Source organism: Marinospirillum celere (assembly GCF_900112235.1).
Taxonomy (GTDB): domain Bacteria; phylum Pseudomonadota; class Gammaproteobacteria; order Pseudomonadales; family Halomonadaceae; genus Marinospirillum; species Marinospirillum celere.
Genome location: NZ_FOLH01000001.1, coordinates 78,645 through 101,381, shown reverse-complemented (window position 1 = coordinate 101,381; position 22,737 = coordinate 78,645). Strand labels below are relative to the sequence as shown.

The following is a 22,737-nucleotide window of genomic DNA, read 5'->3' as shown; positions in this document are numbered from 1 at the left end:
ATGACTTTTGCTGCCTGGTTGTCTGTCGCCAGTATCTGCCTGCTGGGTGCTGTTTCCCCCGGCCCCAGCTTGGCGATGGTATTAAGACATACTCTGGAAGGGTCGCGCTGGCAAGGCATGCTGGCGGCCCTATCGCATGGTGCCGGGGTTGGCCTCTATGCCCTCTTGGTCGTACTCGGCTTGGGTCATCTCCTGGCCGAGCAGCCACTGGTTTTCAGCCTGCTCACCTATGCAGGCGCTGCCTACCTGGCTTGGTTGGGCTGGAAAGCACTAAGTGCCGCCGGTTCCGGGCAGCTACAAACACCGCAAGGCTTGGGTGAAGGCTCCTTACTGGCCGCCATTAGAGATGGCTTTTTGGTGGCTTTTCTTAATCCCAAAATTGCCATCTTTTTTGTCGCCCTCTTTGCTCAGTTCCTTCAGCCCGGGCAGGCTCTGGAAGGTAAACTCATTCTGGCAGCCACGGCCTGGATGATTGATACCGGCTGGTATCTGCTGGTCGCCTACGGGCTTTCCCACTCCCTGGTACTCCCCTGGTTACAGCGGCATGCTCTCTGGATCAACCGTATTACGGGGGTATTGTTATTGTTGTTGGCACTCAGAGTGGTGACCCTGTAGAAAAACTAGTAATCACCAAAGAGCTGATTGGTAAACTGAAAGCCAATACTAATCCGATAATTCTCGTGGTCATAGTCAATCAGGCTTTCGCCATAGCCGGCATAACCCTGTATCAGACCTCGTAAACGCCCATACACCGGAAAAGACCAATCCAATTGAGCGCCTGCCTTTTCAGTCTGGGGATTGCCCTTGAGAGTTAGCACATATTCATGCCTGGAACGGGTGTAGGCCAAACTCAAATCCAGATAGCCAATATAATCTTCCAAATCAGGATTATCGTCTTCACCCCGAAATCTTGGCAGTTTAATGCGCGGTGTCGCTTCCAGCATCCAGTTACCCCGCGACAGAACTGAGCTGACATATAAATAATTCCAGCTACGGGACTGAGGTTCGGTGCGGCCATTGGATTGATGCGCGTACCCAAAACGGTTCCAGTTATTGTTCAAGCCGAGAAAGCGGGTTCCATTGGCATAGGTAAAAAAGATTTCAGGGGTATAGTTGGTTTCCCGGAAGGGCTTGGAAGCATCATTGTTGTAGGCCTGCCACCAGGAAGTCTGAGTATAGGCAAAGTGAATACTGCCGCGATTATCAAACAAATCTTCCATTAAAGGGACTTTGACACTCAACTGAAACTTGATTTCTACCGGGTCCAGGTCCGTATTTTCTTGAATATACTCAAAGCGCTCCTGATTGGGGTTGCTTGAATAGCTAGCAGGAAGGATATAGTTGCGTCTGTGTGGAGTAAAAGAGAAGGGATTAGCTGCTAGCTGACGCTCCTGATTGAGACGCCTTTCCAAGCTGGTTTCCTGATATTCGAATTCGTAATCTCTAACCAACTGGCTGTATTCCACCAGGGTTTCACGCAACAATAGCTGATACTCTGAAATGCGACTACGCAGATCTTCAGCCTGATCAGCAGTCGCAGCTTCCTCAGTATCAGGGCCTTGAGATTCAGAAGACTCCTCTGCAGCCACCCAAAGCGGCCAACACAAAAGAAGTGCCAGAAGAAAGCGAAACGTCATTTAAAGGGTCCTTAACTTGTCCACTGTGGCTCTTGCTGCCAACGCCGTGTCCATTCTAACAGTTGTTCAGCGGGCAAGAGCCGGGCAATCCCATAATCCTGAGCCAGCTCACACCCCAGTTCAAGCAAGCGTTCACCATGGGCAAGTGTTTCAAATTCTTTAGCGTTGAATTAACGTTCAAAAAAATGGCTTACGCTTTAGACGCTGGACATCTTCCGGTCGGTCAACATCCCAGACCACTTGCGGTTCAGACCAGTGGACTCCTAGTTCTTGCATGATTGCTCGTGTCTGTTGCATCACCTGCTCAGTCCCCCAGCTTAGATTCTGAAAAATAGCCGGGCAGGGTTGATTTAAACCAACCAGAGCATAACCCCCATCTTCAGCAGGCAAAAAAACCGCATGTTTTTCGCTCAAGGACTGAGCACAGATTTCTAGCAGTTCTGGGGTAATCAGAGGGCAATCACTACCCATCAACAAGGTAGGCCGGTTATTACTGACAAACACCTGATGCATGCGCTGACCCAGATCACCTTCGGGTTGCGGGCATCTTTTCAGGGTAGGCCAGTCGCTGTTTAGTTGCTCAAAAAAAAGATGCTGAGGGTCACCGGCTGTCCAGAGAGTCACCTGAGCTGAAGGTAGCTGCATCGCCTGGTTTAGCGTGTGTCTGACCAGCCGGGTATGCAAGTCAGCTGCGCCTTCGGCCCCGAGCGCGGGAATCAGGCGAGTTTTACACTGCCCCGGCACCGGTGCACGGGCCAGCACTGCCAAGTCTAGATTCATGAATAATAATCCTTAACCAGCTGTTGTGCCGAAACACCTCGCCAGTAGCGCCAACGCAGGGACCACATTAAACCCACAGTGCGCCAAAAGCCTTGTTCATCCCAGCGCCTGCCCGAGGTGATTACTTTTTCTTGGCAGCTAAGCGGTTTTCTTAACTTTTTCAGCCGCTTGCTTATTTCCACATCTTCCATCAGGGGTTGGTCAGGAAAACCACCAACCGCCTGGTAAAGGGAAGAGTGCATAAACATCAACTGATCACCCGTTGCTATGCCTGTCAGCCGTGAACGCGCATTCATCAAGCCTGCGACCAAAAACAACAGGGGATGCCGCCCCTGAATAACCACATCAAAACGCCCCCAGGCAGGGGTTGGGCTGGTTGCCAATTGCATTAGGCGTGCTTCAGCAGCAGGCGTCAATCGAGTGTCGGCATGCAGAAAAAATAGCCACTCACCTTGAGCCGCTTGAGCCCCTGTATTCATCTGCCAGGCACGCCCTCGGGGACTGGTTAGTAACTGATCCACCTGCTCTCTAGCGAGATCCAGGCTGGCATCCGTACTGCCCCCATCCACCAAAATCAACTCACACCCCTGATTGCGAAGCCTCTGAAGACCCGCTAAGAGTTCAGGCAACTGCCTGGCTTCATTACGCACCGGAATAATAATGCTGGCTGCAACCAAAGTGATTCATCCTCTTGTACTCTTGTAAGAAAGAGTTTTAGTTAACGACTAAGGAAAACCCCTTAGATACTATTTTTCAGGAGATGTTGTCATGCAGGTTTTCTGCCTTGCCACACCGATCAAGCTTTTAGTGCTGGGCCTTTTCGCCGTTGGTGCTTATGCCGACCAGCAGCAGCCCCCCGCTTTTTCCCAAACCGGATTAGAAGGCTGGGAAACAGAAAGCTTCAAAGGCCAAACGGACTATAAAATAGTCCAGGCCGGTGACCAGCAGGTGCTCTTTGCCCATACCCAGCAAGCCGCTTCAGGCCTGGGCTGGGAAGGTGAACCTGACTTAAAGCAGACGCCCTGGCTACATTGGTGCTGGCGGATCAGTAACACCTATCCTGGCCTGGATGAAACCACTAAAGCAGGTGATGATTACCCAGCCAGAGTGTATGCGGTGGCTTCAACCGGTTTTTTCCGCTGGCAGGTACAGGCTTTGAACTATGTTTGGGCCAGTGAAAAACCTCAAGGCAGTGACTGGCCCAATGCTTTTACTTCGCGTGCTCATCTGGTCGCTCTGCAATCGGGCGATGATCAGCTCAGTCAATGGGTTGCTGAGAGCCGTAATCTCATTGAGGATTTTACCAGCTACTTTGACAACAGTGATCCTCAGATACAGGCCCTGGCACTGATGAGCGATGGTGACAATGCTCAGGTCGAAGCCCAGGCCTGGTATTCCGACCTGATCCTCAGTGCCAGTGAAACTCATCCGGGTTGTCCAACCGAACCGCCGGAAAATTCAGCGGCGGGTGAAGGACGTCCATAAAAATAACCCTGAAAACTCAGGCAACCCAGGTGCATCAGCAGATCTGCCTGGGCCTGGGTTTCCACACCCTCGGCCAGTACTTTTAGATCCAGGGCTGCACCTATGGAAATCACTGCCTGACAGAGTGCCTTGTCCTGCAAGTCATCCGGTAAGTCCTTGACGAAAGCCCGGTCAATTTTAATTTTACTCACCGGCAGGCTTTTCAAATAAGCCAGGGATGAATGTCCGGTACCAAAGTCATCTACCGACAGGCTGACTCCCAGGTCGGCGAGCTGATTCAAAACCACCAGGGCTTCTTGGGTGTTATCCATCACTGCACTTTCGGTGATCTCCAATTCCAGCGCCTCAGCTGGTAAACCTGTTGCTTCCAGCACGGCTTTCACCTGGTGGACTAATTTTGAGTCACTCAACTGCACGGTGGAAAGATTCACCGCTATCTTAAAAGCTTCCCAACCGGGTTTTTGCCGCCAGAGCACCGCCTGACGGCAGGCCTGCTCCAACACCTGCTGACCCAGCTCAATCACCAGACCGGTTTCTTCAGCCAGGGGAATAAATTCTGCGGGGGAAATCAGGCCCTCATCAGGATGACGCCAGCGCACCAGAGCTTCTGCACCCAGAATACGGCCACTGGCTCCATCCACCTGTGGCTGAAACCAGGCTTCCAGTTCGCCACACTGCAAGGCCAGTTTTAACTGCTCCAAACGCTGACTGCGTTTTTGCAGCTGCTCATTCAAGCCAGTAACAAAAAAGCTGACCTGCTGATTAGCGGCACCACCAGCACTGGTCAAGGCCAAATCAGCCTTGGCAATCAGGCTGGAATAATCCTTACCATCATCTGGATAGAGGGCTACACCAACACGAGCATCGCAATTAAGGGACTTGCCCTGCCATTGATAGGCAGGAACCACGGCAGCTATCATTCGCTCGGCCAAGCTGACCACTTCATTCAAATCCCGATAACCGGGCAAATAGACCCCGAAAATATCGCCGCCAATGCGGGCCAGAGTCATGCCCGGTTCCATTTGTGCTTGCAGACGTTGCGCCACTTCTTTCAAAACCTGGTCACCCGCTTCATGCCCAGCAACACCATTAATCGCAGCAAAGCCTTTGAGTCCCAATGCCAGAACCGCCAGGGGTTTATCCTCAGCCTGCATTCGGGTTAAGGCCTGCGACAAGCGATCCTGAAACAGGGCCAGATTGGGTAGGTTGGTTAATTGATCATGGTTGCGTTGATGCCTGAGGCTTTCTTCATAGGCCTTGCGTTCGGTGATATCTGAACCATAAAGATTGATATAACCCGCCTCGGGAAAAGGCACCAATTGAAAAGCAAACCACTGTTCCTCCAGCTGATACTCCAGCGAGTGACCCTTGTTTTGCTCCAGTACACTCAACACCACTTGCTGCCACTGCTGCGGCAAAAGCTCGTCCGTTTTCACTTGCCAATGATCCAGAAGGGGCTGACTGGCTTTATTGGCATAGAGCAAGCGCCCCTGGGGATCAACGCGCATTACCGGCTGGGTATTTTCATCAGGAAAGCGAGCCAAGGAAGCCAAGCGCCCAGCAGTGACTTGCAACAGTCGATCAAACTCTATCGACAGATCCCCCAACTCGTCCTGACGATCCAGGGTGCCCAAATAATTCAAGTAATGCTGCTGGTCTTCGGATGCTCTTTGCATCTGCTGGCGTAGTAAAAGAACAGGGCCCAGCACCAAATATTGCAGAACTAGCAGGGTTGTTACTGTGACCACCGAAGCAATCAACAGAATCAGGCCAATAATCCGCCAAACAAAAGCAATCAGTTCCCCGGCGACCTGCTCAGTATTCAGGCGCAGTAAAACCTCTTGTTCATTCAGCAACCGGCCTGCGGGGAAAATCACTTCGGTTCTCTGGCCTGCTTCGATTCTTTGCAGCCGCTCTCCAGGCTTAGGCCGAGTCTGTAGGGTTTCACCGCTTTGTAGAGTCACTTCGCCCTGAGGTGTTTGCACCCGCACACCTTCCACCAGCGTCTGGTCAACCAGATGCTCCAGATGGGCGGCATCCAGTTCCGGCAAGGCTTTGACCGCCTGATAGCCTGCTTCCTGAAGCGCCAGCAAGCGATCCCTTTCATAATTAAAATAGGAAGGCAGCAGGATAATGGCCTCAATCAGCAGGATGGCAGCAAAGACCGCCCCAGTCACTAGCCAACAGAGACGGCACTTCACCAGGCTTTTATTGAACTCCTGCATAACCTTCTCCTGCTACTTCAAGCGCCACTGATGGTATTTTTTAAGCCAGGCCAGAACCTTTTCAGGCGCATGGGCCTTTTTCCAATTGCCGGCAGCAAACTTATTGGCTTCGGTCATTGTTGGATAAATATGAATCGTACCCAGCAGCTTGTTCATCCCCAGGCCATGTTTCATGGCCAATACAAACTCAGCAATCAAATCCCCGGCATGGGGCCCCACCAGCGTCACTCCAAGAATTTTATCCTTGCCTGGTGGCGTCAAAACCTTCACAAAACCATAGGCCTGACCATCAGCCAGGGCACGGTCCAGATCATCAATGCCATAGTGGGTCACCTCATAGGTCACGCCCTGCTTCTGGGCTTCTTTTTCATTCAAACCCACCCGCGCCACTTCCGGGTCGGTAAAGGTTGCCCAGGGTAGAAAAGAATAATCTACTTTGAAGGATTTAAGATGACCAAAGAGCGCATTCACCGTGGCATGCCAGGCCTGATGCGAGGCAGCGTGAGTCAGTTGATAAGGGCCGACCAGATCGCCACAGGCATAGATGCTGGGATAAAGGGTTTGCAGATAGGCGTTGGTTTCCAGTGTCCTTCCGGGTTCAGGCAAGAGGCCCAGTTCTTCCAGGCCATAGCCGGTCAAACGTGGTTTACGACCCACCGCCACCAGAAGACGATCAAAGGCCAGCGTCACTTCTTCGCCCTGGTTATTGGTGGCAATCAATAAAGTTTCTTTGCCCTTTTTTTCAATGCGCACGGCCTGATGTTCCAGCCTGATATACACACCCTCTGCCTGCATTTTTTGTAGCACAGCGGCACTGGCATCGGCGTCTTCACGCGGCAGTAGTTGGGCACCTCTTTCCACCTGAGTCACCTGCGCACCCAGACGCTGAAAGGCCTGACTCAACTCACAACCGATGGGGCCGCCTCCCAAAACCAGCAGGCGCTCGGGCAGCTCCTGGAGATTCCAGAGGTTATCTGAAGTCAGATAATCCACCTGATCCAGACCCGGCAATTCAGGCACCAGCGGTTCTGCACCTGTGGCCAAAACAATACTGCGACTGGTCATCCGCTGGGTTTCACCGGAATTCAGAGTAATCTCCACTTCCCAGGGCGACAGCAAACGGGCTGTGCCTTCTTTAACCTCCACCCCCAGGCCGGTAAAACGTTCCACTGAATCATGCGGCTCTATCTGTTTAATAACCTGGTGAATACGCCCCATAACCTGTTGAAAATCCACCTCGGGTTCCTGGCTTTTCAGGCCGTAATTTTCCGCTTCACGCATTTCCTGGGCCAGACGGGCCGAGCGTATCAAGGCCTTGGAAGGCACACAGCCGGTATTCAGGCAGTCACCGCCCATCTGGTGTTTTTCCACCAGGGCCACCTTGGCTTTCACGGCAGCCGCAATATAAGCGGCCACCAGGCCCCCACTGCCCGCCCCTATGACCAGCAGATTGGTATCAAAGCTTTTGGGTTTGGACCAGCGACTGAGGTGTTTACGGCTCTTAAAGACGTTCAACAGTTTGCGGGCCAACAAAGGAAAGATCCCTAAGAGTGCAAAGGAAATCAGGAGCGAGGGTGAGAGCACATCACCGGGGCCACTGATTTGGGCCAACTGAGTACCGGCATTCACATAAACCACCGTTCCTGCCAGCATACCAACTTGACTAACCCACCAGTAGGTCCAGACCTTGATGGGTGTCAGACCCATGACCAGATTGATCACAAAGAAGGGGAAAGCCGGAACCAGGCGCAGAGCAAACAGATAAAAGGCTCCTTCTTTTTTCATGCCTGCATCCAACTTCGTCATGGATTTGCTGAAGCGCGTCTTGACCCAATCACGCAACAGAAAGCGGGACACCAGCATCGCCAGAGTCGCACCCAGGGTAGACGCAAAAGACACCAGCAACAGACCCCAGCCCAGACCAAAAATGGCTCCACCCGCCAGGGTCATTATTGCAGCGCCAGGTAAAGAGAGGGCGGTTACCCCAACATAGATTAGAAAATACAGTCCACTGAGCAACAGCGGCTGAGCAGCCCGCAAGGCAAGAAGTTCATCCTGCTGGCGTTTGAGGTTGTCAAAAGTCAGCGCATCCAGCCAGCCCAACTGCCAAACCAGCAGCACCAGGGCCACGACCAGAATCAGGAAAAAAAGTTTTTTGAACATGACCAGCATCCTTAATTTTTATTCAGTGTAATGCTTGGTCGCAGAAAAAGGGCAAAGCTTACAAAGCATTTATAAACAGCTGCAAAGGCTTAGTTAGCTCAAGACTTAACCCAAAAAAGGCGCTGCAGCGAGTAACAGTAACACCAAGGCCCAGGAAGGCAGTTTCCAAACCTGCATCAACACCAGACCCGTCAATACCAATGCCAGTTCCACCGGGCCATGCAGACTGGAAGTAATCAGAGGATCATAAAGGATGGCGCCTAAAATCCCGACGACTGAAGCATTGGCCCCTTTCAGCCCTGACTGCGCCCAGGACTCTTGGCGCAGTTGATTCCACCAGGGCATTACCGCCAATAACAACAGAAGGCCTGGCAAGAAGAGGCTAACCAGCGCCACTAGGGCACCCAACCAGGCAGATGTACCCGGAATCAGAGCGCCCAGATAGGCGGCAAAAGTAAACAAGGGACCAGGTATCGCCTGAGCGACCCCATAGCCGGCCAGAAATTCATCCGCAGCGACCCATCCCTTCTGTACGGTTTCTGCTTCCAAAAGCGGCAGGACAACATGCCCACCACCAAACACCAGTGCACCGGCCCGGTAAAAAGCATCCACTAGGGCCACTAGTGCAGATCCTGGCAAGGCCAGTAAGGGCAGCCCCAAGAAAAGAAGGACAAAAACCAGCAGACAGATTTTCGCCAGTCGCTTACTGACATAGCTGATTTCAGCAATGGCAGTTGTTGTTTCCTGTTGATGGGGTAAAAACCACCAGCCCAGCAGGCTGCCGGTAATCAGAGCCACCAGCGGCGTGACCACCCCCAACCAGGGGCTGGCTAAAAGGACGATCAAGGCCGCCAGCAGGCCCAAACTGGCTCTTGCCGGATCAGGGCAGAGATTTTTACTCATCCCCCAAACCGCATGAGCCACCACCACCACAGCAACTAGCTTAAGGCTGACAATCAAGCCAGTGCCCAAGACTTCTTGAAAGGTCAGGCTACCCCAGGCAAAAGCAAACAGCAGCAAGGCAGAAGGTAGAGTAAAAGCCAGCCAAGCCAAAAAACCACCGGCCAGCCCCGCTCTTTGTAAACCCAGCGCAAAACCAACCTGACTACTGGCTGGGCCGGGTAGAAACTGACACAAGGCCACCAGATCGGCATAATCCTTTTCTTGTAGCCAGCGACGCTTTTCAACAAACTCCTGACGAAAATAACCCAAATGCGCTATAGGTCCACCAAAGGACGTCAAACCCAAGAGCAGAAAAATACGACCCACTTCCAGGAGTCTTTGCATGCCAATAATCCTTCCCTCAGGCCACAGCCGGCCTTCTGAATTGCCACCAACCTATCACTAGGACGACCAGCAGCACCGGAGCCAGCATGGTCAAATTCAAAAGCTCCCAGCCCAGGTAGTGCATCAGCTGTCCGGACATCAACGAACCCAGGGCAACGAATGAAAAAATAATAAAATCATTCACACCCTGCACCTTGCCTCTTTCTCTTTCACTGTGCAGTCGGGTTAACAGGGCACTGCCACCGATAAACAGGAAATTCCAGCCGACACCCAAAAGCACCAAGGCGACCCAAAAATGCGCCAGCGTTTGCCCCTGAGTAGCAACAAGCGTCGTTGCCGCCAGCAGCAAGGCACCCACTAACAGTATTTTTTCTACACCAAAACGGGCGATTAGACTTCCGGTCACAAAAGAAGGCGCAAACATTCCCAGCACATGCCACTGCATGATGAAAGCCACCTGACTCATTTCAAAGCCTGCCGAACGCATCGCCAGGGGTGTTGCCGTCATCACCAGAATCATGACGGCATAACCCACAGCCGCCGCCATGACCGCAGCAATAAAAGCTGGCTGAGCGGCGATCTGTTTCATGGGGCGCAATTCATCACCTGGTTGAGGCTCACCACTGGGCGGCACCTGCAACTGACTCAACAGCCCCAGAGCCACCAAAGCCAGCAAGGCAATCATCAAATAGGGGCCGCCCAGAGGCACCCTGGCAATCCAGTCCACCAACAGGCTGGCATTCCAGGGGCCCAAAAAGGCAGCCACAACCCCGGCCGCCATGACCAAGGAAATCGCTCGGCTTTTGAAGGCCGGGCTGGCAACATCCGCTGCGGCAAAGCGGTAATACATGGCAAAACCTTGATACACCCCGAGCAGCAGATTACCCGCTGCAAATAGCCAGAAGGAATCCAGAGCAATTGCAGTGAAACTAAGCAGGCCTCCACCGAGACCACCCAGGGTAACTCCAACCAGAAAGCCCAGCCGACGGCCAACCTTTTTCATAAACAAGGAAGCTGGAAGGGTTGAAACCACCGTCCCCAGCATCATCATGGCAATGGGTAGCGTCGCCAAGGCAGGATCTGGACTCAAATGAGCTCCCACTACACCACTTAAAGTCATCACCGTGATGGAGGCAATCATAAACAGCATTTGGCTGGTCACCAGTATGGCAACATTACGTTTTTCATGGGCAAGGCCTGACATAATCAGTACCAACTCCTTAGCAAGACTCAATCGACTGCTTGAATAGTCTTTGATCAGAGCCCTAATATCAAGCCGATCACCCCAAAGGGGCTGCATCCTTCAAGGATAAAGAGGTTCCTTTATGAATCCTGGACCAATAGGAGGCCCAGGCATCCGAACCTTCCGGCCAGTAATTCAGAAACCACTCTTGCCAGGCTGAGGCATCATAATGCAAAGGCAAGGCTTCATAAATCAATCCCTGATAGGAGGTCGAATAAAGCGACTTGACTGGCCCCGGCTGGGCAGCAATACGTGTCACCACGCCATAAAGGCCATCATTAAAGTTGGGCATTCCGGCAGCACCATTATTAATAATCACACCTTCCGGATAGCGGCGACTCACGGGTTGGCAGGTGTGGGAAGAAGCAAAAGCATCTACTTTTGCTGCTTGCAACCAGCTGCGGATACTAGCCTCACGTTCCGGCTCATCAATACCTTCCCGATCCAGACCCCAACCCGCCAGGGAAGCGGGGTCACCATGTACCAGTGCCAAAGTTCGCCCGCCGACTTCAACCTTCATAAAGGAAGGCAAGGCTTTCAGGCTATCTAGAAGGGCTTCATCCTTTGGCATTTGCTCTTTTAACTTTTGGTGAATTCGATTGGAGCGCTCCACCAGAGCCTGATCAACTTTCTCCGGGTAGGCACAACCACAGCCCGCATCAGCGGCATCCCGTGCCAACTCTTTTTCCACATTACCCGCCAAAGCATCAAAAGCCCCAACCCCTTCCTGAATCCAATTAAACCAGTGATCTTCAGCATCAAACCAATGAAAGTCACCATTAAATACCACGCGCGCGCCTGGCTCCCTGGCAACCAATTCCTCAACCGCCTTGAGCGCAAAAGGATTGCCATACAAGCCGCCCACCACATAGAGCACATCACAGAAAAAGGCTTCGGGTGCTGCTGCTATATCTTCAGGCCGATACTGATAATCCAGGGGGCAGCTACGCCCGGCAATCAAATCACTCATCTTGCATCCCCCACCAAAAACTGATCATGCCCACTGACAAAATAAACACCGTCAGTAGCAAAAGCTTGCTGTAGTCATGCTCAACACCTGTCCAGTAACCTATCCAGTTCAGATAACCAGAGGTTTCCAGGAAATAAACCACTGAGCCACCCACAGCAAACAGAAAATTAACCAGGAAGCTCCACTGGGCCACCTGCCGATTCATCCAGATGCAAAAAATGATGATCGGTGTCAGAAATAGCGAAGCCGTGCCACTCACCGCAACCGCTGCATACAAATCATTGGTGCCGAAATACACCAACAACAAACCACCCAGGGTGAAGAGCAACATGGCGAGCCGCCCCCGGTTGGGTTCTACCCGGCCCATACCCATATCCACTATTGCCAGCTTGGATGCACTGGACAGAGTGGAATCCAGAGTTGAAGCGGCTGAAACGATCAACGCCAAACCCAACAGAAAAATAGCCGGCGTGCCCAAAAGTCGTTGCAGGGTTGCCATCATCTCCTCATCACCAACCCGGTGCAGGCCTGCAAAGACCCCCAGCAAACCAAACAAGACAATGAAGGCAGTGGAAATCCAGAAGGCTTGAATAAAGCTTTTACGGGTGGTTCTGCGATCAGCCAGGAAACCCCGATCCATCATCACCGGATCATGTAAGGGGTAGCTGATAACCTGCAATAGCGCTACCAAAAGTAGTATCCACCCTGGGCTGACCAATTCGGGTGAACTCGTAACCAGAGCAGGCAGATCAAATTGGCTGTGGCTAACCAGCATCACCAAAAGCACCACAAGAACTGCCACAAGCAGCAGCATCTGCTGCACATCGGTTCTCAGGGAAGCACTCAAACCACCCTTGAGTGAGTATAAAAGCGTGATACCCGCAACGGCCAGAATGGCCAGATTATAGGCACCCGAACCAGCAGCACCAAAAACGATACCCACCACCAGCAAATTGGCAAATACTTCTGATAGCAGGCGTAAGGAAACCAAAAGGTTGTAGCAAACCACACCCAGGCGACCAAAACGGTCACTGAAAAAACCCTGGATATTGCTATAGCCCTGCACAAACCTTAGTCGATCAATAATCAACCAACCGGTTAGAAAAGAACCATAATAAACGGCATAAGCCAGGGTTCCGGCTATCCCGAAAAAATAGCCCAGCAAGGCCGCATTCATCAGGGAGCGTGCAAAAATCCAGGTCGTGACCTGGGAAAGAGTCAAGGTCCAGACTCCGGGAGCATATCCTGGTTCCTGCCCTCTAAAAAAACCTTCTACCGTTCGCACACGAGGAGCAACCCACCAGCTCAGCCCGGCAATAGATAGTAAGACCGACAAAAGCATTGCAACCTGAAAAGAGGAAGTAATCATCTTCCTTATCCTCGAACAATTATTTATGGCTTGGTCGCATTTCTCCAATCAGTCTTACAAAAGAATCAAAAAATCTTTGTCCTTCTGTTCAATTAAACCCTTCATGCAAGGACACAATAAGCGGACAGGTGATTCTGCCTTGATACTCCTGGCATCGGTCAATCATCTCTCCCAGAGCCATCTCGATTTTCACTAACCCGTCGATTTTTTCACGCACATCCTGCAATTTGTGCTCCGCAAGAATGCGGGCTTCCTGACAAGAAGCACCATCCTCCAGGCGAAGCAAGTCGCCGACTTCATCAAGACTGAAACCCAGCTGCTGCGCCCTTTTTACAAATGCCAGCCTCCTGACATCCGTATCGCCATAACGCCTGACACCCCCAGGCGGGCGTTGTGGCTCCTGTAACAGCCCCCTACGCTGGTAATAACGAATGGTTTCAATATGAACCTTCGCTGCCTTGGCCAGGCCACCGATGGTCAATGAGTTTGCTCGATCTGACATAGTGCTTGACTCCGTAGCTCACTACGGAAGTAACCTTATCCCATCAAACAAAGCAATAAAAGGAGCTTCAAAATGGGTTATAACAAAAACCTGCATATCGCAGTCATCGGTAGTGGTGGAGCTTCCATGGCAGCTGCTTTGAAGGCGGTGGAGCGCGGGGCACGTATCACTCTAATCGAACGCAGCACTGTCGGCGGCACCTGCGTCAATATAGGCTGCGTACCTTCAAAAATCATGATTCGGGCTGCGCATATTGCCCAGCTACGCAAGGCAAGCCCTTTTGATGACGGGCTGAGTGCCCAACCAGCAATAGTGAACCGAGAAAAACTGCTTAAACAACAGCAAGCTCGTGTCGAAGAGCTGCGTGACAAAAAGTATCAAAACATATTGCACAACAACCCCGCCATCACTGTCTTCAGTGGTGAAGCTCAGTTTGTCGATACCAATAATCTGCTAGTCAAATCAAGTGATGGTAATGAGCAAAAAATAACCTTTGATCGTGCCTTTATTGGCACTGGTGCCCGTCCTGCAGAACCACCGATACCCGGCCTGGCTGAAACTCCCTACCTCACTTCCACCAGTGCGCTGCTACTGGATATCCTGCCCGAACGACTGATCGTCATGGGTGCCGGCTTCATCGCTCTGGAATTGGCCCAGGCCTTCGCCCGGTTGGGTAGCCAAGTCACCGTGTTGGCCCGAAGCGGCCTGTTGTCCAGCGAGGATCCAGCCATCGGCGAGGCTCTGGAAGTTGTATTAAAACGTGAGGGCATTGAGCTACTCAAACAGACCCAGGCCAACCGTATTGACTATACAGACCAGGAATTCATTGTGGATACTCATTCTGGCACCTTGCGGGCAGACCAATTACTGATAGCAACCGGTCGAACTCCCAACACTGAAGCGCTCAATCTGGAGAGCATCGGCATTAAAACCCAGCAGGGTGCAATTCTGGTGAACGATCAATTGCAAACCTCAGTCCCTGGTATTTATGCTGCTGGTGACTGCACCGATCAGCCACAATTTGTCTATGTCGCCGCTGCCGGGGGCAGTCGGGCTGCCATCAACATGACAGGAGGTGAAACAACCCTGGATCTCAGCGCCATGCCCGGGGTGATGTTCACTGATCCTCAAGTTGCAACCGCAGGTCTGACAGAAAGCCAAGCGCTGAAGCAGGGTTTCAACATTGATACCCGCGTACTTGACCTGGAAAATGTGCCCCGCGCGCTGGTGAATTTTGACACCCATGGATTTATCAAGATGGTAGCCGAACGTAATTCAGGGCGTTTGTTGGGAGTACAGGCAGTCGCACCAGAAGCTGGTGAGCTGATCCAAACGGCAGTCCTGGCACTAAGAGCAGGCATGACGGTACAAGACATCAGTAATGAGTTGTTTCCTTACCTGACCCTGGTGGAAGGCCTCAAACTTTGCGCACAAACCTTCACAAGGGATGTAAAACAACTATCTTGTTGTGCGGGATAAAAAACCACTTGTCTAAAAAGCAACCGAATGTGAGATGATGCACAAAACTTCTTGGGCCAGGATGTGTAAGAAAAGCAGCTCGATAGCGACGGAATAGAAAACAGGAGTCAGTCGCCATGCGTAACAACCAACCCGTCAATGCCACCGATTATCCTCTGGATGAGCGCAGCGTCATCATTTCTCACACGGATGCCAAGGGGCAGATCACCTATGTGAACGATGACTTCATTCACTTTTCCGGCTTCAGTGAACAGGAGCTTCTGGGACAGCCTCACAACATCATCCGGCACCCGGATATGCCACCCGAAGTTTTTCGGGATGCCTGGGCCACGCTGAAAAAAGGTCGCGCCTGGCAGGGTATTATCAAGAACCGCTGCAAGGATGGAGGCCATTACTGGGTCAAGGCCAACATGAACCCGGATGGTCAGGGCGGTTATATGAGTGTTCGCCTCAAACCAACAACTGATGAAATTCATCAGGCTGCTCAGCTTTACCAACAAATGCAAAAGGGTCGGAAAATCCGCTTTCATCTGGGGCATGTCATCACTCCGGGGATTCTGGGCCGTATTGGTCGCTACCTGGATAACCTGGATTTCCCCCGTAAGGCTATGCTGCTTTATTTAATCAGTTTTCTTGGCATGGCTTTGGCTGCCTTTTTCGAAATCCTTCGCTCCAGCGACCCTGCCCCTTTAATTCGCTTAGTCGTATTAATGGGCGCAGTGGGTACAACCGGCTTACTACTTCTCTGGTATCTGGTCACCAAACAGTTAACACGGCTCAAACAGTTGAGCCATATTGCACTGGAAATAGGTAAGGGTAACCTGCGCACTGAAACACCTTTAGGCAAAAGTGATGCCATAGGCCAGGTGTTTAATGCCATGCAAACCCTGCGCAATCGCTTTTATGAAATGGCCTTCCAATTCAGCCGTTCATCAACCTCCCTGAACCAGTCCGCTGATGAGCTGGTCGCTTCCAGCAAAAAAACCGCTTTAGGTGCGCAGGAACAATCTGAAGCAGCGGCAAGTATGGCTGCCGCTCTTGAAGAGCTGAGTGCTTCCGTTGAACAAATCGGAGAAAACGCCAAAGCCGCGCATGAAGCTTCAACCCAAGCAGGGCGGGCTGCCAACAGTGGTGCTCAAGCGGTCAATGAAAGTACTCAGGAGATTGCTTCCATTGCTGATGCTGTCCGAGAGTCCTCAGAAGAGCTGGAAGCCTTGGATGAACTTTCCAACCAAATAGGCAGTATCGTTGAAACCATTCGCGGCATCGCCGAACAAACCAACCTGCTGGCACTGAACGCAGCGATAGAAGCAGCCCGAGCCGGTGACCTGGGCCGAGGTTTTGCAGTTGTGGCTGATGAAGTTCGCAACCTGGCGGAAAGAACCTCTAATTCCACCGAAGATATTACCGGAATGGTTCATCAGGTTCAGGAAAAAACCAAACAGGCCGTGGTACGCATGCGTGAAGGCGTAGGACGTGTCGAGCAGGGCGTTAATACTGCCAGAGAAGCCAGCCACTCAGTGGCCAATATTGAAAATGAAACCAACCGCGTGGTTCAGGCCACTTTGGATATTCAGCAGGTGCTGCAAGAACAAAGTGTTGCCGCCAGAGAAGTTGCTGAAACCATCGAGAAGATTTCAACCAAAGCGGATGACAATGCTGCTCAGTCCGACCAAACTCAGGGAGCCAGCGAACAACTCAGAGCTATCAGCAGCACCATAGAAAACCTCACCCGCCAGTTGAAAATCTACTAGGCCCCAGACTTTCGGTGACTGAGTTCATTTTTAACAGCACTGTAGGTAGCAACACAGAAGGGAACAAGAAAATTCATAAAGAAGTGGGGCCAGCTGATGGATGCAGCGCCCCAAAGGGCACTGCCTTGATTGATTAGATTGAGAACAATACCAACAACCAAGGCTATTTTGATCGCATTGCGTATCACCTTAGGCAATAAACACAAGGAGCAGTAATAACCTAGCTTTGCATTCATGACGCCCCCTTCTCTTCATCACCCTGCAGACGCTTTTGCCACTCCGGCCCCAGTTGATGCAGCAGATTCAATTGTTGGTGACAGTTGCGGCAACCCTTGCAGAGCATTTCATGCATTTTCAGACTCCAATGCTCCTTGCGCGTCAGGCTTCTATCCTGGCTGGCCGACATGAGTTGGGTGGCTTGTTTACAGGTCAGCATTGGATACCTCCTCACTCAACCAACCTTTTTCCAAGCACTGGCGCAGCTTCATTCTGGCCCGATACAGAATCACCGAGCAGTTATTTTCAGAAATACCCAAGAGTTCGCAGATATCACAGATTTCCATTTCCATCAGTTCGCGCAAAGAAAAAACTCTAGCTGGAACATCTGGTAAATGAATCATGCAGGCATCAAAAACCCGCCAAAAATGGCTGGAAGCCAGGGCCGCTTCTGGGTCACCCCAGGTCTGGGGCCGGGCTTCACTTTCCCAGAAACCTGAGTTTTTAAACTGTCTGTCCAGTTCTTCTTCACTGGGCCAGGCTGCCTCGTCCAGCAACCAGTTGCCACGTTTTTTTTGGCTACGAAAGATATCCAGAATTTTAAATCGCAGAATACCAAACACCCAGGTTTCAAACTGGGAGCGGCCATCAAAACTATCCAGCTTATTAAAAGCGGCCAGCAGAGCCTCCTGCACAGCATCTTCAGCTTGATCATCAAACCTCAGCTGCAAGCGTGCAAACGCCAGCAACCTGGGTCGCAAAGCCTCCAGGCGCTGGCTCAAGTTTATAGAATCAACTGGCTTTCCATGCATTTTTGGCGAAGGCCTCATTCAAGGGTGGGTTGGTAAGGTGGTTAGTATAGTTGCTCAGTGTTTTCAAACCAGCAGCCAAAACCACTTCCATCACTTGTTGCTGCTCAAAACCGGCAGCTAGAAAAGCATCCACTTCTTTTCCAGCCCAACCCTGCTTATTAACAAGGGCTAGAGTAAACTCAGCTAACGCTTGAAGGCGCGGGTCACTGATTGGGCTTTCATCCCGCAATGCATTAATAACTGCAGCATCAACACCTGCACCCTGTGCCAAAGTGGTATGAGCAGCCACACAGAACTCACAACCATTGGCAACACTCACCGCCAGGAGCACAACCTGCTGCTCCTGAGCAGAAAGGCTGGAGCGCCCAAAAATATCTGAAAGCGTCTGATAGCCTTCCAGAAGTGTCGGTGCATTAGCCATCATCCCATACATGGAGGGGACAAAGCCCAGTTTATCCTGAGTGGCTTGCAGCCTTTCTTTAGCCTTATCTGGTGCGCTTTCCGGGGTATGTAGAGTAAAATCAGTCACGGGTAACTCCTTATTGGATTAAGCAAGCTTTCACTTTTCAGCTTAATCCCTGTTACCTACAAAAAACGGCTTTTGCGTCCATTATTTAGCCGAGTGCGTCCGCTTCACCTGACCCGGCGCATCCTGCCAAAAGTCTTTGAATGCTTTGCGAAAAGCACTTTCTGAACGATAGCCAACGTCCATAGCAACTTCCAGGACAGACTTACCCTGAGCCAATTCTTGCCTGGCTCGATGCATGCGAAGGTGACGCAGATAATCACCGGGAGTTTTGCCCAGGGTTTCATGAAACTGACTAGCCAACAGCGAACGTGCCACTCCCACTTCCCGCGCCAAGGCAGTGACCCCCCAGTCTTTTTGAGGTGTTTCATGCATCAAAGCCAGGGCAGTATCAATATAAGCAGGTACTGAATTTTCCAAAGCCTGGCGATTTACTGCACCCTGCTGCAAAGCAGCTCTCAACAAGTAAATAAGCAAGGGCTCAGCCAAAACTTCCAGAATACGGGAAGCAGCCAACTCCTGATGACTGGCTTCAGCTTCCAACAGCCTTAATAGATGCCCGAGAGGACTGGAAGCCTCCAAATGAGCAGGAAGATGCAGTAAGGGTGGAAGCAACCGAAACCAGCCAGGAAGGTAGCCCTGACAAAAATGAAAATAGCCGCAGATTAAACCCACACCAGGCAAGCTTGCCTGCAGAGGCACCTCCTGAGCGGCCTGATTAGCAGCAACCACAGGCTGCAATTGATGTCGGCGATCACGAGCAAAAAAGAGTAGATCACCTTGCTTTAACAGGATTTTCTCACCATCCGGCCAAACCAGGTAGCATTCCCCTTCTGTTACCAAATGAAAACTGGGATCTTGGGGAACATCATGTTCCAACAACCAATTGCCACAATGCTTACCAACATGAAACAACTGGCCGTGGATACCCAAAGGCTGTACCAGACGGGACAACCAGTCTTCCTGTTGCATACTGACCTCTCTCCCCTTAATAGGCTGGAAGAATGATAAACTTGCCTCTTTCAATCGCCAAGGAACCCTCATGAGCACCCCGGCAGACAGCATTCACTTCTTTAGTTGGCAAAGTCGTATTTCCCTGCTTCTGCCCGTCGGTTTTGAGGAATACCAGGAAAATGCATCCCAGCATAGCGTGATTTATGCCGATGATCTGGACCCAGCGGATGAACCCGGTGCGCGTATTCTCGCCAAATGCACTCAGCTTTTTCCAGGCCAACAGCAGGCCGATCTGAAGCTGGCAGAAGAAACCGCTGCCCTCCCCGGCCATCAGTTGGTGCAACGTGAGGAGCGCCTTCTGGCAGGTTTTCCTGGCATTGCTCAACAGTTAAACATCCAGGATGACCAGGGCGAAATCCTCGCCCTGGAGGCCTATATTCAGGTGGATGAGCAACTTTTTTCGCTTAACTGCCGGGCACCAGCTCAGCACTCAACAACCTACCTACCCATCTTCCAAAAGTTGCTGGAATCCATACGGCTGATCTTCCTGTCTGAAGATCGGCCCGCCAGCCTTAACCCGAATAGCGGTCATTTGGCACATCAACACCTGCGGCTCTCGGCCTGGTTGCCGGAAGGCTGGATGCCCCTGGAAGAAAAACCTGAACTGCTGCGTTTCTACGGACCTGCCGTTGCTGGCGAATCGGGCTACCAGCCTACTTTTAGCATTACCCTGGCTGAACCCAATGATTATTCCAACAGTGACTGGATGCAACAACTCATTGAGGAGCGGGTGGCACAGCTTCAGGAGTCGGCCAACTACCGTCTGCTGGAAGAGCGCAGCCTGCAACTGCCTGATCAAATGCCCGCCAGGCTGATCAGCTACCGCTGGCAACCTGATGATGACCACTATTTCCAGCTCTTGCAGGTCTTCATTCAAAGTGGTTATCGCGATTTCTACCTGATCAATGCCGCTACCCTGGAGCCCCTGGCCGAAGAACACCTCCCACTTTTCGACAAGATGCTGGAAAACCTGAGGTTTTTGCCTGCGTATTGAAGGCTGTTTAGCATAAATCAGGGTTTCCTAGGCAATAGCAGTAGCTGTGTAGAACGCCTGGTATCGATCTGGAAAACGGAAGGTCTTGATTGCTGTGCCTACAAGCTTCTGTCAGGATGATGCCAATAACTCAGCCTGGCAGGAGCTCAGCATGCCGCAAGAAAAGAATCGCCGCTATTCATCCCCCGTGGTCGATGGTATTGGTAAATCAGCTAGTCGCGCCATGTTAAGAGCCGTTGGCTTCAAGGATGAAGACTTTCAAAAACCCCAGGTAGGTATTGCCTCGACCTGGAGTAATCTGACCCCTTGCAATATGCACATCAACCGCCTAGCCGAAGAGTCAGCCGCCGGTGCCGACGAAGCAGGGGGTAAATCCCTGATATTTAATACCATTACCGTGTCGGATGGCATCGCCAATGGCACTGAAGGCATGAAGTATTCACTGGTCTCCCGCGAAGTGATCGCTGACTCCATTGAAACAGTCGCTGGCTGCGAGGGCTTTGATGGTTTGGTGGCCATAGGTGGCTGTGACAAAAATATGCCCGGCTGCATTATGGGTCTCGCTCGACTGAATCGACCCTCTGTATTTGTCTATGGCGGCACCATTCTGCCCGGCGAAAACCACACAGATATCATCTCTGTATTTGAAGCAGTCGGTGCCCATGCTCAGGGCAAGATGGATCTGATTGAAGTCAAACGCATCGAAGAAACAGCCATTCCCGGGCCAGGTTCCTGTGGCGGTATGTACACAGCCAATACTATGGCCTCGGCGATTGAAGCCCTGGGTATGAGTCTGCCGGGCAGCTCGGCACAGAATGCCGTATCCGACAGCAAATTGGAGGATTGCCGTGAAGCAGGTGCTGCGGTTCTCCAACTGCTGGAAAAGGACATCAAGCCTTCCGACATCATGACTCGAAAAGCCTTTGAAAATGCCATCACTGTGGTTATTACCCTGGGCGGCTCCACCAATGCAGTGCTGCATTTGCTGGCCATGGCCAATACAGTGGGCGTGGACTTATCCCTGGAAGACTTCACCGAAATTGGCAAACGTGTACCGGTACTGGCCGACTTGCGACCCAGTGGCCATTATATGATGTCGGAACTGGTGGCTATTGGCGGTATTCAGCCTCTGATGAAAATGCTGTTAGAGCGCGGACTGCTGCAGGGCGACTGCCTGACGGTCACTGGCAAGACGCTGGCTGAAAACCTGGCTGAGGTTGCACCCTACCCCGAAGAGCAAAGCATCATTCATGCCTTCGACAATCCCATCAAAGCCGACAGCCACCTGCGTATTTTATACGGCAACCTGGCACCCACCGGAGCGGTTGCCAAAATCACAGGCAAGGAAGGCACCCACTTTACCGGTCGGGCCAGAGTGTTTCATTCTGAAGAAGAAGCTCAGGAGAAAATTCTTGATGGCCAGGTGGTTGCCGGTGATGTGTTGGTGATTCGCTATGAAGGCCCCAAAGGCGGACCAGGTATGCGCGAAATGCTCAGCCCCACCTCGGCCATTATGGGCAGAGGCCTGGGCAGCGAAGTTGCCTTAATAACAGATGGGCGCTTTTCCGGGGGCAGCCATGGTTTTGTGGTCGGTCATATCACACCCGAAGCAGCCGAAGGTGGCCCCATTGCGCTGGTCGAAGAAGGCGATACCATCACCATTGATGCCGTTAACAACCGCATCGAACTCGAGGTTTCTGAACAGGAACTCGAACGCCGCCTGCAGGCCTGGCAGCCGCCCCAGCCTAAATACACCCGGGGAGTGCTGGCAAAATATGCACGCCTTGTTGGCTCCGCTTCCAAGGGTGCTTTAACCGATTAATAAAAAGTAGCCTAGTCGTATAAACTCTGAATAATTCGGCACTGGGCTACCTTGCCACCTCGGCACTGATGAGCGACCCCTCTTAGCTCGTCAGCCAAGGCTTGTAAGGAGGCAATGCGCTCTTCCAGTTGCTGCAGATGATGGCTAGCCATCTCGTCAGCCGCTGTACAGTCGGCATCTGGATTGTCTGAAAGCTCCAGAAGGTCACGAATGGCTTCCAGCTGCAAGCCCAGATGACGACCGTGGCGAATAAAGCCAATACGCTCCAGTGCCGCTTGGTCATAGTAGCGGTAGCCCTGCTCGCTGCGCTGAGGATGAGGCAAAAGACCAAGCTTTTCATAGTGGCGAATGCTTTCTGGTGAGCAGCCGGTTCGGGTAGCGACTTCACCAATACGATATTTCTCTGTCATGGTCTTGACCCTGTAACGATTACAGGGTTTAGGCTAGCTCTAAATACCT

The 22,737-nt window shown here is 51.8% G+C and carries 22 protein-coding genes; 6 read left to right on the top strand and 16 right to left on the bottom strand.

Annotated features, from left to right (window positions below):
* The gene (locus BM185_RS00465) at positions 1-615 is read left to right on the top strand and encodes a LysE family translocator (RefSeq protein ID WP_091957697.1); all 615 of its coding nucleotides are present in this window, start codon (positions 1-3) and stop codon (positions 613-615) included.
* A gap of 5 nt (positions 616-620) precedes the next feature.
* Here BM185_RS00465 and BM185_RS00460 read toward each other — a convergent pair whose 3' ends face one another.
* From BM185_RS00460 to BM185_RS00450, 3 genes are all read right to left on the bottom strand, one after another.
* Complete coding sequence (locus tag BM185_RS00460) at positions 621-1,637, bottom strand: phospholipase A (RefSeq protein ID WP_091957694.1); 1,017 nt, start codon at positions 1,635-1,637, stop codon at positions 621-623.
* Positions 1,638-1,814: 177 nt separating this feature from the next.
* The gene (locus BM185_RS00455) at positions 1,815-2,417 is read right to left on the bottom strand and encodes a TIGR04282 family arsenosugar biosynthesis glycosyltransferase (protein ID WP_091957691.1); all 603 of its coding nucleotides are present in this window, start codon (positions 2,415-2,417) and stop codon (positions 1,815-1,817) included.
* Complete coding sequence (locus tag BM185_RS00450) at positions 2,414-3,094, bottom strand: TIGR04283 family arsenosugar biosynthesis glycosyltransferase (RefSeq protein ID WP_245751640.1); 681 nt, start codon at positions 3,092-3,094, stop codon at positions 2,414-2,416. The genes BM185_RS00455 and BM185_RS00450 overlap by 4 nt, the downstream gene beginning before the upstream one ends.
* A 91-nt stretch (positions 3,095-3,185) precedes the next feature.
* Here BM185_RS00450 and BM185_RS00445 point away from each other — a divergent pair, with 91 nt between their 5' ends.
* Positions 3,186-3,902, top strand: coding sequence for a DUF3047 domain-containing protein (locus BM185_RS00445; protein ID WP_091957687.1), 717 nt, complete (start codon positions 3,186-3,188; stop codon positions 3,900-3,902).
* On the opposite strand, the gene BM185_RS00440 is transcribed toward BM185_RS00445, so the two are convergent.
* From BM185_RS00440 to merR, 7 genes are all read right to left on the bottom strand, one after another.
* A complete protein-coding gene (locus BM185_RS00440; RefSeq protein ID WP_091957684.1) occupies positions 3,842-6,127 on the bottom strand; it encodes a putative bifunctional diguanylate cyclase/phosphodiesterase in 2,286 nt (761 codons plus the stop codon). The two genes, BM185_RS00445 and BM185_RS00440, sit on opposite strands and share 61 nt — an antisense overlap.
* 12 nt (positions 6,128-6,139) lie before the next feature.
* A complete protein-coding gene (locus BM185_RS00435; protein WP_091957683.1) occupies positions 6,140-8,290 on the bottom strand; it encodes an FAD-dependent oxidoreductase in 2,151 nt (716 codons plus the stop codon).
* Between the two features lie 105 nt (positions 8,291-8,395).
* On the bottom strand, positions 8,396-9,577 hold the full coding sequence (gene chrA, locus BM185_RS00430) for a chromate efflux transporter (RefSeq protein ID WP_091957680.1): 1,182 nt from the start codon (positions 9,575-9,577) through the stop codon (positions 8,396-8,398).
* Positions 9,578-9,593: 16 nt separating this feature from the next.
* The gene (locus BM185_RS00425) at positions 9,594-10,781 is read right to left on the bottom strand and encodes an MFS transporter (protein ID WP_091959823.1); all 1,188 of its coding nucleotides are present in this window, start codon (positions 10,779-10,781) and stop codon (positions 9,594-9,596) included.
* A gap of 76 nt (positions 10,782-10,857) precedes the next feature.
* The gene (locus BM185_RS00420) at positions 10,858-11,790 is read right to left on the bottom strand and encodes a metallophosphoesterase family protein (RefSeq protein ID WP_091957677.1); all 933 of its coding nucleotides are present in this window, start codon (positions 11,788-11,790) and stop codon (positions 10,858-10,860) included.
* A complete protein-coding gene (locus BM185_RS00415; RefSeq protein ID WP_091957675.1) occupies positions 11,783-13,159 on the bottom strand; it encodes an SLC5/6 family protein in 1,377 nt (458 codons plus the stop codon). Before BM185_RS00415 ends, BM185_RS00420 begins: the two co-directional genes overlap by 8 nt.
* A gap of 88 nt (positions 13,160-13,247) precedes the next feature.
* Positions 13,248-13,661 (bottom strand): mercury resistance transcriptional regulator MerR, encoded by a 414-nt coding sequence (merR, locus tag BM185_RS00410; protein WP_091957673.1) that lies wholly within the window; start codon positions 13,659-13,661, stop codon positions 13,248-13,250.
* A 72-nt stretch (positions 13,662-13,733) separates the two neighbouring features.
* Between merR and merA the strand changes: the two genes are divergently transcribed.
* Complete coding sequence (gene merA, locus BM185_RS00405; RefSeq protein WP_091957669.1) at positions 13,734-15,140, top strand: mercury(II) reductase; 1,407 nt, start codon at positions 13,734-13,736, stop codon at positions 15,138-15,140.
* A 116-nt stretch (positions 15,141-15,256) separates the two neighbouring features.
* Positions 15,257-16,894 carry a methyl-accepting chemotaxis protein gene (locus BM185_RS00400; RefSeq protein WP_091957666.1) on the top strand — a complete coding sequence of 546 codons (1,638 nt, stop codon included), beginning with the start codon at positions 15,257-15,259 and terminating at the stop codon, positions 16,892-16,894.
* Here the strand turns inward: BM185_RS00400 and nrtS are convergent.
* The 5 genes from nrtS to BM185_RS00375 form a co-directional block, all read right to left on the bottom strand.
* The gene (gene nrtS, locus BM185_RS00395) at positions 16,891-17,130 is read right to left on the bottom strand and encodes a nitrate/nitrite transporter NrtS (RefSeq protein ID WP_091957664.1); all 240 of its coding nucleotides are present in this window, start codon (positions 17,128-17,130) and stop codon (positions 16,891-16,893) included. The two genes, BM185_RS00400 and nrtS, sit on opposite strands and share 4 nt — an antisense overlap.
* Positions 17,127-17,330: a zf-HC2 domain-containing protein gene (locus BM185_RS00390; protein WP_091957662.1), complete on the bottom strand. Its 204-nt coding sequence runs from the start codon at positions 17,328-17,330 to the stop codon at positions 17,127-17,129. The genes nrtS and BM185_RS00390 overlap by 4 nt, the downstream gene beginning before the upstream one ends.
* Positions 17,317-17,892: a sigma-70 family RNA polymerase sigma factor gene (locus tag BM185_RS00385; RefSeq protein ID WP_245751637.1), complete on the bottom strand. Its 576-nt coding sequence runs from the start codon at positions 17,890-17,892 to the stop codon at positions 17,317-17,319. The genes BM185_RS00390 and BM185_RS00385 overlap by 14 nt, the downstream gene beginning before the upstream one ends.
* Before the next feature lie 10 nt (positions 17,893-17,902).
* Entirely contained in the window at positions 17,903-18,451 is a 549-nt protein-coding gene (locus BM185_RS00380) for a carboxymuconolactone decarboxylase family protein (RefSeq protein ID WP_091957656.1), read from the bottom strand.
* Between the two features lie 81 nt (positions 18,452-18,532).
* On the bottom strand, positions 18,533-19,420 hold the full coding sequence (locus BM185_RS00375) for an AraC family transcriptional regulator (RefSeq protein WP_177203420.1): 888 nt from the start codon (positions 19,418-19,420) through the stop codon (positions 18,533-18,535).
* Positions 19,421-19,490: 70 nt separating this feature from the next.
* Here BM185_RS00375 and BM185_RS00370 point away from each other — a divergent pair, with 70 nt between their 5' ends.
* Both BM185_RS00370 and ilvD read left to right on the top strand, forming a co-directional pair.
* Positions 19,491-20,456: a hypothetical protein gene (locus BM185_RS00370; protein WP_143089452.1), complete on the top strand. Its 966-nt coding sequence runs from the start codon at positions 19,491-19,493 to the stop codon at positions 20,454-20,456.
* Positions 20,457-20,607: 151 nt separating this feature from the next.
* Positions 20,608-22,278 carry a dihydroxy-acid dehydratase gene (gene ilvD, locus BM185_RS00365; protein WP_091959820.1) on the top strand — a complete coding sequence of 557 codons (1,671 nt, stop codon included), beginning with the start codon at positions 20,608-20,610 and terminating at the stop codon, positions 22,276-22,278.
* Positions 22,279-22,289: 11 nt separating this feature from the next.
* On the opposite strand, the gene BM185_RS00360 is transcribed toward ilvD, so the two are convergent.
* Positions 22,290-22,688, bottom strand: coding sequence for a MerR family transcriptional regulator (locus BM185_RS00360; RefSeq protein ID WP_091957652.1), 399 nt, complete (start codon positions 22,686-22,688; stop codon positions 22,290-22,292).
* Between the last annotated feature and the right edge of the window lie 49 nt (positions 22,689-22,737).